Consider the following 11,256-nt stretch of genomic DNA (forward strand, 5'->3'; position numbering starts at 1 on the left):
GGAAACGTCGGCAGACGAGGGCAAGGCGGGGGCGACGTCGGCGGGCATCACAGCTTGATGAGATGGCGGATGGCAGCGAAATAGCCTTCGAGGCCGAGGCCGGCAATGGCGGCGAGGCACACGGGGGCGGTGAGGGAGCGGTGGCGGAATTCTTCGCGTTGGTGGACGTTGGAGATGTGAACTTCGATGGCGGCGAGGCCGGAGCCAGCAATGGCGTCGCGCAGGGCCACGCTGGTGTGGGTGAGGCCGCCGGGGTTGATGACGAGGGCGATGGGCGCGGCGCCGGGAGCGGCGGCACGGTCGGCGAGGGTGGCAATCTTGTCGATGAGTGCGCCTTCGTGGTTGCTCTGAAAAAACTCAAGGTCGGCGCGGTCGGAAAACTCGGCGCGGAGGCCGGCTTCGAGGTCGGCAAGGGTGGTCGCGCCGTAGATGGCGGGTTCGCGTTTGCCGAGCCGGTCAAGATTGGGTCCGTTGAGGATGGCGATGTGTTTTTTCATGAGGGCGGGTGGCGTGGTGGGAGAAGGGGAAAAAAAGCTAAAAAGCTAAAAGCTAAAAGCTAAAACGAGGAATGCTGAACGCGGGATGCGGGATGCGGAAGCAGCCGCCTCCATTTTAGCTTTTTGGCGTTTTGGCTTTTCAGCTTTTTTTCACAGGGGGTTGTCGGTGGCGATGAATTGCCAGGGGATGCCGAATTTTTCGGAGAGTTCGCGGGCGAGCGCCCTCACGCCGTGGACTTCGGTGGCGTAGTGGCCGCAGAGATACACGTTGAGGCGGTGCTCCTGGATGGTGTTGTACCATTCTTCGCGGAGTTCGCCGGTGACGAGGGTGTCCACGCCTTCGCGCACGAGTTCGTTGATGGCGCTGTTGCCGCTGCCGCTGCAAAAGGCGATGGCCGCAGGGCGTTCGGAACCGTACTCAATGGGCACGACGCGGGTGTAGTGCGTGCGGAGCGCGGCGTGGAGGTCGGCGCGGGTGCCGGTGTAGGGGGCGATGCGTCCGATGGCTTCGCCGCCGCCAGGGGCGGGTTGCACGAGAAAGGGGCGGGTGGGCGTGAGGCCGAGTTGGCGGGCGAGGAGGGCGTTGTTGCCGAGCGTTTCGTGTCCGTCGAGCGGGAGGTGGCTGGAGTAGAGCGCGCAGTTGCCGTGAATGAGCGTGGCCACTCGTTCGTAAACGGGACCGGTGAGGGGCTGGGGCATGGTCCAATACATGCCGTGGTGGACGATGAGGAAATCGACGCCCGCCGCGCACGCGGCGCGAAAGGGAGTGAGGCCGGCATCGACGGCGGCACCGATGCGGGTGACGCGTCCGTCGTTGGCGAGTTGGAGTCCGTTAAATGCGCCGGGCGCGTCTTTGTAGGCGGCGCGCCGGGTGCGTTCGTCGCAGTAGGTAACGAGGTCGTGAAGAGTAGGCATAGCGGAAACAGTGAACAGTGAATCAGTGAATCAGTGAGCAGTGAAGAGTGAGTTACTTCCGCACTGTTCACTGTTTCACTGCTCACTGTTCACTGATTTTCACTTCCAGTCGTAGCGGACGCGGTAGGTGAGGGTTTTTTCCTGGTCGGGAGCGATGGTGACGCGGAACTCGATGTTGCGGGAATCCTTCTTCGTGTAGGGTTCGCTGCTTTCGATGATCTGCCAGTTGATGCCGCGATAGAGGCGTTCGGTGACACGGATTTCGACGGGCTCTTTCTTGCGGTTGCGGAGCTTGATTTCGAAGGTCTCCTCGGCGGTGTCGTTGCGGTTGCTGAGCACGTAGTTGGTCTGCTTGCGCTCGCCGACGAGGTCGAAGGCGTCGCCGGTGTAGAGCTTGAGCGTCTCGCCTTCGGGGGTGTGGTCGATGGTGTTTTCGCCGGTGAATTCGATGCGTCCGTCGGCGTCGTCCTGGCGGTAAAAGCGGACGCGGCCTTTGGGGAGCGCGAGGCCGAGGTGGTTGGCCTTGGTGTTCTTGATTTCCCGATACACGCCGACTTTGGCAGGGGTGTTGCGCCCGACATAGGGGGCACTGTCTGCGGTGTAGTCAGGCAGCAGGGGAATGCCAGCGGCTCCGTCGTAAATATAAAGCACCGGCGCGGTGATGCTGGCGGCGTGGAGAAACTCGACTTGTTTGGTCTCGCGGTTGCGCAGGGTGACGGGAAGGGGGAGCGAATAGAGGTGGAATTCGTCAAAGGACTTTTCGGTGACTTGAGGCGCGGCGAAAGAGTCGGCCATCATGACCATGCCGCGGGCGGCTTTGGCGAGATTGGCCTCGGGCTGGATTTTGTTCACGTTGCCAGCCATGAGCTTGATGGTGGCGTCGGGGAAGGTCTTGCCGGAGTTGTTTTCGAGTGTGACCCAGCCGACGATGTCGAGGGTGTCGCCTTTTTCAGGGGCAATGAGGTTGTAGGTGGCCTGCCAAGAGAAGCCGCCGGTCACATAGCCGAGTTCGGCGTCGAGTTTGGCGGTAGTGGGAGTCTGGATTTTCCACGAAAGAGTGGGGCGAAGGATGGCGTCGGCAGCAAGGGTCGGGGTTGGAAACAAAGGTTCGCCGGGCAGGGAGAAACGGAGTTTGCCGTCCACTTCGACGATGGGCGTTTCCTGACCGCCGCCAGGGATGTAACCGCTGCGGATCACTTTGCCGCGCACGGTGTATTCCTTGGCATCGCGGTCGCGCACGAGGAAGTCGAGCGTGCTGCCTTCGTGGAAGGAGAGCATGAGGCCGGACGAGGCGGTTTCGGCGCGGTAACTTTGTTCGAGGATGCTGAGGGGGATTTTGCCGGCGGGGTCGCGGAGGACGATGGAATCGGGTTCGAGCGAGAGGGTGGCGTCGGGGAAGGAGATGTCGGTGACGCCGGCCTTGAGGTCGAGGGGGATCGTCTCGCGGACTACGGCGAAGTTTTGGTTGTAAATCGTGAGTGCCGCCGGGGTGGCGGGAGCGGCGGTGGCGGTAACAAGAAGGGAGGCGAGGAGCGCGGCGGTGGCGTGGCGGAGGGCGCAGAATGGGTGGGTCGTGACTTGGTGTTTCATGGCCGGCCAATGTGACACAGTCCGGCGGGTTGCGATAGTGGAAATTCTCCGCACCGAGGGGCGAATGTGACACGGGCATTCCCCAAAGTGGCGACGCGGCACGCCGTCTCCGGCGGTTTATGCCTTTTTCGATTTGGCCTTGGGCTTGGCCGGGGCTTTTTTCGCGGCGGGTTTTGCGGGAGCTTTGGCCTTGGCGGCGGGCTTGGCTTTCGCAACTGGCTTGGCGCGGGTGGGCTTGGCCGGAGCCGCTGATTTTTTGGCCTTGGTCGTTTTGGCTTTGGCGGGCTTGGCTTTGACAGGCTTTGGCTTGGGCGGGTTGACGAGGGTTTCAACGTCGATGTGCGCGGCGTCCTTCCAGAGTTTGTCGAGGGCGTAGTGCTCGCGTTGTTCAGGGGTAAAGAGGTGGACCATTATTTGGTAGGCATCGACGACGGTCCAGCCGCTGCCGTAACCGCCCTGCTCCATGCCGGCAATGGGGGATTTGACGTCATCAAGGATGCGCTCGGTCTCGATGCGGAGAGCGCGGAGGTGGGGCTCGGAATTGCCGGTGGCAAGCACCAGATAATCGGTGATGTCGGACTGGGTGACGTGCAGAATGGCGAGTTCGTCGGCTTTCTTGTCAGAGAGCGCGACGACGATTTTTCTTACGAGTTCGAGGGTGTTATCCGGGTTGGTTTGGCGGGTGGGCTGTTTGGACATGCGGGGCGATAGAGGCCGGTTTTGCGCAGATACTCAATGGCGTTGTGAGGCAGCCAGCGTTCGTCCAGAGATTCGCCGCGGGCAAGGCGGGCGCGGAGTTCGGTGGAACTGATGTCAACGGGGGTGGTATTCATGAGGGTGTGCAGCCTGAGTCCGGGAATGGGGGGGGGGGGGGGGAGGGGGTGTCCGGGACGGTGGATGCAGATGAAGTCGGCAAGGCAGGCAAGGCCGGCGGGGTCGCGCCAGCGGGGGAGTTGGGGGAGTTGGTCGGCGCCGATGATCCAGTAGAGGCGGTTGCCGGGCGGAGGATGGAGAGCGTGGAGGTGGCGGAGGGTGTCGATGGTGTAGCTGGTGCCGCCACGCTGGAGTTCGTAGTCGCAGATGGCGAGGCCGGGAATGCCGTCGGTGGCGGCATGGAGGAGGGCGAGGCGGTCGGCGGCGGAGGCGCGGACCGGGGCGTCCTTGAGCGGGGCTTGGGCGGCGGGGATGAGGAGGATGAGGTCGAGGGGGAATTTTTTCAGGACTTCGCGCGCGGCGGTGAGGTGGCCGTTGTGCACGGGGTCGAAGCTGCCGCCGAGGAGTCCGATGTTCATGGGGGAAAAAGCTAAAAGCTGAAAAGCTGAGAGCTGAAAGCTAAAAGCTGGTAGGCAGGAGGCAGGAGGCGAGCGTGGTTTTATTGCAGCTTTTAGCTTTTTAGCTTTTTAGCTTTTAGCTTTTCGACTTTGTCCTCCCCATGTCCGCTTCCGATTACGCAACGTTTGCCCTGGCTTATCCTTGGTTTTTCCCGGTTTGCGCCGGGATTTTCGGCGCGGTGGTGGGGAGTTTCCTCAACGTGGTCATTTACCGGGTGCCAGCGGGCAAGTCGGTGGTGTCGCCGGGGTCGCATTGCGGGTGCGGCAAACCGATCGCGTGGTACGACAATATCCCGGTGTTGAGCTGGTTCATCCTGCGGGGGCGGGCGCGGTGTTGCGGGGCGAGGTTTTCGTTCCGGTATCCGTTTGTGGAGTTGCTGACGGCGGGGCTTTTTGTGACGTGCTGGCTGCGGTTCCCGCCGGCTGCGGCGGCCTGCGGGATGCTGCTGATGGCGTGCATCGTGTGCGCAACGTTCATCGACCTGGACCACATGATCATCCCGGATATGTTCACGATCGGGCTGGGGGTGGCGGGGGTGGCGTTGTCGGCGTTGGTGCCGGCGTTGCACGGAGTGCAGAGCGATCTGGCGCTGACGGCGGGGATCAAATCCACGGTGATATCGTTGCAGGGGCTTTTTGTCGGGTCGGGGCTGGTGCTGTGGATCGCGCTGGTGGCGGAGGTGTTGTTGCGGAAGGAGGCAATGGGGTTCGGCGATGTGAAGTTTGTGGGGGCGCTGGGGGCGTTCGCCGGGTGGCAGGGGGCGGTGTTCAGCGTATTTGGCGGGGCGGTTGTAGGGTTGGTTTGGATACTGCTGGCGGGGGCGTGGCGGCTGGTGTCGGGCAGGCGCGCACCCATCGCGCCGCGGGCGGAGACGGCGGAGGGCGTGGCGACGGACCGGTTGTCGTTCGGGGTGCAGGTGCCGTTCGGACCGATGCTGGCGGTGGCGGGAGCGGTTTACTTTCTGTGGGCGCGGTCGTGGTTCGACGGATACCTGGCGGAGTTCGCGGCGCTGTTTTGAACGGAGCGGGCGCGACTGCGCCGTTGCCTATACGAGGTGTTTTTCGGCGAAGGCTTTGATGTGGCGGCGGAGGCTGGTGAGGCCGTTGCTGCGGTTGGAGGAGAGGGCTTGGGTGAGACCGATCTCGCCAAGGAAATCGGGTTCGGTGGCGATGATGTCGGCGGGCGTCTCGCCGTTGTAGAAATTGCAAAGGAGGGCGGCGTTGCCTTTGGAAATCTGCGCGTCGGCGTCCATGTGGAAGTAGCAGCGTCCGTCGTCGCGGTATTCGGGTTGTAACCAGAGCCTGGATACGCAGCCGGGGATGAGGCGTTCGTCGATGTGGTATTGGGGTTCGAGCGGCGGGTAGCGGCGTCCGAGCTGGATGACGTGGCGGAAGCGTTCTTCGTCGTCGGGAAGGAGGCTGAATGTTTCGATGATGGCGGCGCGTTTGGCGGCGAGACTCATGGATAAGGGGGGGGGGGAGGGCGGTGGGAGGCGACGTAAATCGATTTAAGGCGATGGATGTCGATTTAAGTCGGTTGGCGTAGAAGGCGGTTAGATGACTTTGGCCCAGAGGAGTTTGAGGTAGCGGCTTTCGAGGCAGTTGGAATACACGGGGTGGTCGGGGCCGGGGCCCGTGCGGTCGAAAAATTGCAGGCGGCGGTTCTGGCGATGGGCGGCTTTGATGACGTGTTGTTCAAAATCTTCGGAGCTGAGGAGGCCGGAACAGGAGCAGGTCACGAAGACGCCGCCGGGGCGCACAAGGCTGATGGCGAGTTGGTTGAGGTCTTCGTATTTGCGGCGGCCTTCGGCGTTGCCGGGGTTCTCGCGGGTGAAAATGAGTTTGGGCGGGTCGAGCACAACGACGTCCCAGGTCTCGCCGTTTTGTTGCATCTGGCGGGCGTAGGCAAAGGCGTCTGTATGGACAAACTTGATACGGGCTTGGTTGAGGTTGGCGTTGCGTTTGGCTTGGGCAATGGCGGCTTCGTCGAGGTCAACGGCAGTGACGTCGGCGGCGTTGCCGGTGACTTTGGCGTTGAGGGAAAATCCTGCGGTGTAGGAGCAGAGGTCGAGGACGCGCGCGCCTTGGGTGAAGCGGGCGAGGGCGCGGCGGTTTTCACGTTGGTCGCAGAAGAAGCCGGTTTTGTGGCCTTCGGTGAAATCGACTTCGTAGCGGATGCCGTGTTCGCGGATTTTAACGAGGCGGGGAGCGGCGGCGTTGGTTTCGTTGAACCAGGAGGGTTTTATGCCTTCGAGGCTGCCGAGGTCGTGGTCAACGTGGACGCGGGCAAAGCGGGTGCCGGCAAGTTCGTGCAGGAGGGGGAGCCATTCGGGGAGGCGACGGGCCATGCCGTAGGAGGTGACTTCGCAGAGGAGGGTGTCGGCGTAGCGGTCGATGATGAGGCCGCTGAGTCCGTCGCCGTCGGAGTTGATGAGGCGGTAGGCGTCAGTGGTTTGGTCGAGTTTGAAGGTGTCGCGGCGCAGGGCAACGGCGCGGCGGATGGCGTGCGCGAAGTAGGATTCGCCGAGCGCGGCTTCGGCACCGTGGGCAATGACGCGGAGGACGATTTTGGCGCGTGGGTTGTAGAGGCCGGCGCCGAGTTTGTATCCGGCTTTGTCATACACGGTGACGAGGTCGCCGGGGCGGGCGTCGCGCGATACGTCGCCGAGGAGGCGGGGGAAGATCGCAGGCTGAAAGGTGAAGTATTTGAGTTGCGCCCAAGGAGCCGTGCGCGCTTCGCGCGAACATCCAACATCCAACGTCGAACATCCAACATCCAATGTGTCGAGCTGTGGAGAGTCGTCGGCCGGGGGGGGGGGGAGGCGTTGGTGTTTGCGTTGGTGGGCGTTTGCTATGGCTCACGTTATTGGACGTTGGATGTTCGACGTTGGATGTTGGATGTTCGTTACGCGTTGCTCTGGGTTTTGATTTCCACGACGTCGTGCGGGGCGGCTTCTTTCTGGCCGGCGGGCGAAACGCGGATATAACGGGCTTTCTGGCGAAGCGTGGGGAGGTCTTTTGAGCCGAGATAGCCCATGCCGCTCTGCACGCCGCCGACAAGGGTGGCGAGGACGTCGTCGGCGGAGCCGGAGACTTCCTTGAGGGCTTCAATGCCCTCGGCGGTGAGCTTGCGGGTTGTATCCGTTTTGTCGTGACCGTAGCGGGCGGCACTGCCGGCGTTCATGGCGCTGAGGGAGCCCATGCCGCGGTACTGTTTGTAGAGTTTGCCGTTGATGTCGATGATCTCGCCGGGGGCTTCGCGGCAGCCTGCAAGAAGTCCGCCAAGGATGACGGCGTCGCCAAGGGTGAGGGCTTTGACGATGTCGCCGGATTTGGTAATGCCGCCGTCGGCGATGATTTTGATGTTTTTTCCGCGTGCGGCGCGCGAGGCGACGTAGAGGGCGGTGAGTTGGGGGATGCCGACGCCGGCGACGATGCGCGTGGTGCAGATGGAGCCGGGGCCCTGGCCGACTTTGATGGCGTTGGCTCCGCAGTCGGCCAAAAATTCGACGCCGGCGCCGCTGGTGACGTTGCCGGCAATGATGGTGAGGTTGGGGAAGGCGGCGCGGACGAGTTTGACCATGTCGCCAACGCCGGTGGTGTGGCCGTGGGCGGTGGAGACGGCGACGGCGTCGATGGATTCGTCAACGAGGTGGCCGACGTGGGAGATGATTTTGTCGCGGTCGAGGGTGCCGTCGGGGTGGCGGACGGGGGCGATGGCGGCACCGACGACGAGGCGGAAGGCGTGGTCGCGGGCGGGTTTGCGGCGGGAACGCGATTCCTGGAGGATGCTGTCGATGTCGGAGAAGGTGACGAGGCCGCGCAGGCGGTCGTTGTCATCGACGACGAGCATTTTGTGGATGCCGATGTGTTCGGTGAAAAAGGCGTCGGCGGCTTTTATCGGGTCGGGCTGGAGCTGGCGTTCGTGGAGGGTCTGGATTTCGCCGCGGGGTGACATGGCCTCGGCCACGGTTTTGCCTTTGTAGCGTTCGCGGACGCTGCTGCCGGAGAGGAGTCCCACGAGTTTGCCGTGTTCATCGACGACGGGGAAGGTGCGGAAGTCGTAGCGTTTGTGTTCAACGAGGTCGAGGACGTCGGCCACGTATTGGTTGGGGGTGACAGTGATGGGGTCCTGGATGAGTCCGTGGATGTGGCGTTTGACGCGGGCGACGGCTTTGACCTGATCGCGCGCGGGCATGTTGTAATGGATGAGGCCGAGGCCGCCGTTGAGGGCCATGGCGATGGCCATGCGCTCTTCGGTCACGGTGTCCATGTCGGACGAGATGATGGGGATGGAGAGTTTGAGCGCGTCGCTGAGCGAGGTCGAGGTGTCGGCGTCTTTCGGGAGGATGTCCGAGTAGAGCGTGGCGAGCGAGACGTCGTCAAATGTGAGCCCGATGGGGCGGTTGGCGGCAAAAAACGCGTCGGCTGGCTGGTAGTATTCGCTGTCGAATGCGCCGGTGTCGGCAGTGGCGTTTGCGGTGGTGTTGAGCGGTGCAACCTTAGTCATGGTTGCCATGCAGGTGGTAGGCTCGTCCGGGAAAAGCGCAATGGGATTTTCTGAAATGCTGCGTTGGTTGCGAGAACGCCTCCGCTCCATGCGGACGGGGTGCTCGCGCCACTTGGTTTTTCAGGGGTTGCCGGAGTGCTCGCTGGCGGGATTGACCGTGGGGGAGGCAGGGGCGGCGGCTGGTTCGTCAAAGGGGGATTCGCGCCAGCGCTTGCGCTGATATCGGGAATGAGAGGAATATTCGGAGCGTTCGCTGCCGGGAGCGGCCAGATGGGTGTCGCTTCCAAAGCCTGGCGCGAGGGACTCAAGAAATTCATCACCAAAGCGATGTGTTCCCCAAGCAAGGAGGAATCCACCAGCGAGGGCAATAAACCACGCTTTGCGAAACCGGGTGAAACGGAGGAATGAGCGCGATTTGGCGGTGGCGGGCGTCGAATGCTGGTTCTGGGACAAGGCCGATGGTTGGTTGCTCATTGGGGACTCCACAGAGGACGATGTTTCCTTAATCGACGTTACGGCGCAATTGCATTCTTCAATTCCATCGGATGAGTCGCGCGGGGGTTATGGGTAGAGGGCAATGGCGTTCCAGCCTTTGCCGCCGGGTTTGCGTTCGTAGCGCGTGCGGTCGTGCATGCGGAAGGGTTTTTCCGTCCAGAGTTCGATGCTCTCCGGCACGAGGCGGAATCCCGACCAGTGCGGGGGGCGGGGGACGCGGCCTCGCGGGTATTTGACCATGGTGGCGGCGACGGCGCGTTCGAGTTCGGCGGTGGTCTTGAGTGGCTGCGATTGGCGCGAGGCCCAGGCTCCGATGCGGCTGAGATAGGGGCGGGAGGCGAAATAGGCGTCGGCCTCGGTTTCGTCGATGGTTTCGACGATGCCGTCCACCCGGACCTGACGGCCGGGGGGGTTCCAATAAAAGCACAAGGCGGCGTGTGGGTTGGCCCGGAGGGCGCAGGCCTTGGGGCTCTCAAGGTTGGTGTAAAAAACGAACCCGCGTTCGGTGGCTTCCTTGAGGAGCACCATGCGCACGGAGGGTTTGCCATCGGGACCGATGGTGGCCAGGGCCATGGCGCTGGGCTCATGCACTCCGCGCCGCGCCGCATCATCCAGCCACTCGTGGAACACGTCCAATGGGTTCTTCATATTAGCGACTATACTAGGGTCCATTCCAAATCGCTGCTCCGCACGCGTTGTCAAAATATGCGCAATGGGGTCGGAGTTTTGAGACCCGGATTCAGGATTTCCCGGCTTGGGCGGGCAGGGCTTCCAGACGCATGCGCAGGGAGGTCATTTCGGTGTCGATTTGGGTGCCGGGCTGCACGTTGAGCGCGTTGCGGGCGCGGGCGAGCGCCTTGAGGGCCTCGGCTTTCTCGCCCTTGGTGGCCAGATAAACGACGAAGGGGCGGGCGACTTTGTCGTAAAAATCGATGCCCTGCCCTTTCCCGAATCGCGTCAGGGCGAGGTTGTAGCTGCGCACGGCTTCGGCGATCGAGGACTCGGCCATGGCGCGTTTTACCATCTCGCCGGCCTGTTCGATGGTGAGGTCGGCGCGGTCGGAACGGAATTTACGGGCGAGCATGCGCTCCTCCTGATCCGCCGCCGCGGTGTCGCCACGTGCGCGGACGCAGGCCACGGCTTCGCGCAGGTAACGGGCGTTGAGTTCGGGATAACGTTGCAGGGCGGTGGCGACTTCGCGCAACAGGGTTTCGCGGGCTTTGGTGTCGGCGGCGGACTCGTGTTTTTGCAGGTTGAGCAACAGTTCCCAGCCATCGACGTTGCGGCGTTCGGCGGTGACGGAGGCGCGGGCGGCGCGCGTGGCGGCGGGGAGGCGTCCGGCGTCGAGCAGGGCGGCGGCGAACAAGGCATGAACGTGCGAGGTGCGATAGGTGGGGAGGCGGCGGAAGCCTTCGGAGAGGAATTGCAATTCGTGGTCCGAGATGTCGGCCCAGGTCTGGGGATCGTGCGCGAAGCCGGCGATGTAGCGCTGCTCTTCGTAACGGCCGGCGTCGAGCTGCCATTTTTTGGTGCCATCGAGGTAGCCAAACCACGCGTGGCGTCCGTCCATGCCCGCGCCGCGAAAGAGCAGCGTGGGCACGCCGCGCGCCTTGCCGCACTGCGTGGCAAAGTAGGCTTGATCGACGCAGATGCCGCCTTCGCCGCGCAGTTCGCTGAGGTGATAGGTGGGGCGGGGCCAGACCATGACTCCGGCGCGCAGCCGGGCCGTGCTGTAGGGCACCATGCCGTAGGTGGCGTCGAGCCGGGAGAGCGGTTGTTTCACGTTTTGCTGGGCCCAGAGGAGGTCGGTTTCGGGCGCGATAATATCGACGACGAAACGCAGTTCGGTGGCCGTCAACTGGTCGAGTTTCTGCAACGATTTTCCGGCTTCGGCGGTGTCGGTGAGGTATTGGAAGAC

Annotated in this window: 11 protein-coding genes and 1 pseudogene; 1 reads left to right on the forward strand and 11 read right to left on the reverse strand. The window is 63.0% G+C overall.

Annotated elements, in window-relative coordinates:
- Positions 1 to 47 precede the first annotated feature (47 nt).
- The 5 genes from OBACDRAFT_RS06005 to nadD all read right to left on the reverse strand — a co-directional run bounded on the left by OBACDRAFT_RS06005 (position 48) and on the right by nadD (position 4,294).
- Positions 48 to 497, reverse strand: a complete 450-nt coding sequence (locus OBACDRAFT_RS06005; protein WP_043583743.1) for a type II 3-dehydroquinate dehydratase — start codon at positions 495 to 497, stop codon at positions 48 to 50.
- A gap of 150 nt (positions 498 to 647) precedes the next feature.
- A complete protein-coding gene (locus OBACDRAFT_RS06010; RefSeq protein WP_043583746.1) occupies positions 648 to 1,412 on the reverse strand; it encodes a Nif3-like dinuclear metal center hexameric protein in 765 nt (254 codons plus the stop codon).
- Between the two features lie 99 nt (positions 1,413 to 1,511).
- Positions 1,512 to 3,002, reverse strand: a complete 1,491-nt coding sequence (locus OBACDRAFT_RS06015) for a DUF4139 domain-containing protein (RefSeq protein ID WP_052361306.1) — start codon at positions 3,000 to 3,002, stop codon at positions 1,512 to 1,514.
- Positions 3,003 to 3,119: 117 nt separating this feature from the next.
- Positions 3,120 to 3,701, reverse strand: coding sequence for a ribosome silencing factor (gene rsfS, locus OBACDRAFT_RS06020; protein WP_081721844.1), 582 nt, complete (start codon positions 3,699 to 3,701; stop codon positions 3,120 to 3,122).
- Positions 3,647 to 4,294 carry a nicotinate-nucleotide adenylyltransferase gene (gene nadD, locus OBACDRAFT_RS06025; RefSeq protein WP_043583748.1) on the reverse strand — a complete coding sequence of 216 codons (648 nt, stop codon included), beginning with the start codon at positions 4,292 to 4,294 and terminating at the stop codon, positions 3,647 to 3,649. The genes rsfS and nadD overlap by 55 nt, the downstream gene beginning before the upstream one ends.
- Before the next feature lie 140 nt (positions 4,295 to 4,434).
- On the opposite strand from nadD, the gene OBACDRAFT_RS06030 reads away from it, so the two are divergent.
- Complete coding sequence (locus OBACDRAFT_RS06030; protein ID WP_043583750.1) at positions 4,435 to 5,352, forward strand: prepilin peptidase; 918 nt, start codon at positions 4,435 to 4,437, stop codon at positions 5,350 to 5,352.
- A 27-nt stretch (positions 5,353 to 5,379) separates the two neighbouring features.
- Here the strand turns inward: OBACDRAFT_RS06030 and OBACDRAFT_RS06035 are convergent, their stop codons facing one another.
- From OBACDRAFT_RS06035 to OBACDRAFT_RS06060, 6 genes and pseudogenes are all read right to left on the reverse strand, one after another.
- Positions 5,380 to 5,796: a SufE family protein gene (locus tag OBACDRAFT_RS06035; RefSeq protein WP_043583752.1), complete on the reverse strand. Its 417-nt coding sequence runs from the start codon at positions 5,794 to 5,796 to the stop codon at positions 5,380 to 5,382.
- A 90-nt stretch (positions 5,797 to 5,886) separates the two neighbouring features.
- Positions 5,887 to 7,113 (reverse strand): class I SAM-dependent rRNA methyltransferase, encoded by a 1,227-nt coding sequence (locus OBACDRAFT_RS06040; protein ID WP_052361310.1) that lies wholly within the window; start codon positions 7,111 to 7,113, stop codon positions 5,887 to 5,889.
- A 125-nt stretch (positions 7,114 to 7,238) separates the two neighbouring features.
- Complete coding sequence (gene guaB / locus OBACDRAFT_RS06045; protein WP_052361311.1) at positions 7,239 to 8,843, reverse strand: IMP dehydrogenase; 1,605 nt, start codon at positions 8,841 to 8,843, stop codon at positions 7,239 to 7,241.
- Positions 8,844 to 8,963: 120 nt separating this feature from the next.
- Positions 8,964 to 9,317 carry a hypothetical protein gene (locus OBACDRAFT_RS06050; RefSeq protein ID WP_043583754.1) on the reverse strand — a complete coding sequence of 118 codons (354 nt, stop codon included), beginning with the start codon at positions 9,315 to 9,317 and terminating at the stop codon, positions 8,964 to 8,966.
- An 87-nt stretch (positions 9,318 to 9,404) separates the two neighbouring features.
- Positions 9,405 to 9,986 carry a pyridoxamine 5'-phosphate oxidase gene (gene pdxH / locus OBACDRAFT_RS06055; protein WP_081721845.1) on the reverse strand — a complete coding sequence of 194 codons (582 nt, stop codon included), beginning with the start codon at positions 9,984 to 9,986 and terminating at the stop codon, positions 9,405 to 9,407.
- A gap of 91 nt (positions 9,987 to 10,077) precedes the next feature.
- A pseudogene (locus OBACDRAFT_RS06060) lies at positions 10,078 to 11,256 on the reverse strand (hypothetical protein); the annotation flags it as partial.

It is taken from the genome of Geminisphaera colitermitum TAV2, from assembly GCF_000171235.2.
GTDB lineage: Bacteria > Verrucomicrobiota > Verrucomicrobiia > Opitutales > Opitutaceae > Geminisphaera > Geminisphaera colitermitum.

Bases quoted from the DNA above. Each gene is read 5' to 3' on its own strand.
- OBACDRAFT_RS06005 (WP_043583743.1), bottom strand. From the start codon at position 497: ATGAAAAAACACATCGCCATCCTCAACGGACCCAATCTTGACCGGCTC.
- OBACDRAFT_RS06010 (WP_043583746.1), bottom strand. From the start codon at position 1,412: ATGCCTACTCTTCACGACCTCGTTACCTACTGCGACGAACGCACCCGG.
- OBACDRAFT_RS06015 (WP_052361306.1), bottom strand. From the start codon at position 3,002: ATGAAACACCAAGTCACGACCCACCCATTCTGCGCCCTCCGCCACGCC.
- rsfS (WP_081721844.1), bottom strand. From the start codon at position 3,701: ATGTCCAAACAGCCCACCCGCCAAACCAACCCGGATAACACCCTCGAA.
- nadD (WP_043583748.1), bottom strand. From the start codon at position 4,294: ATGAACATCGGACTCCTCGGCGGCAGCTTCGACCCCGTGCACAACGGC.
- OBACDRAFT_RS06030 (WP_043583750.1), top strand. From the start codon at position 4,435: ATGTCCGCTTCCGATTACGCAACGTTTGCCCTGGCTTATCCTTGGTTT.
- OBACDRAFT_RS06035 (WP_043583752.1), bottom strand. From the start codon at position 5,796: ATGAGTCTCGCCGCCAAACGCGCCGCCATCATCGAAACATTCAGCCTC.
- guaB (WP_052361311.1), bottom strand. From the start codon at position 8,843: ATGACTAAGGTTGCACCGCTCAACACCACCGCAAACGCCACTGCCGAC.
- OBACDRAFT_RS06050 (WP_043583754.1), bottom strand. From the start codon at position 9,317: ATGAGCAACCAACCATCGGCCTTGTCCCAGAACCAGCATTCGACGCCC.
- pdxH (WP_081721845.1), bottom strand. From the start codon at position 9,986: ATGAAGAACCCATTGGACGTGTTCCACGAGTGGCTGGATGATGCGGCG.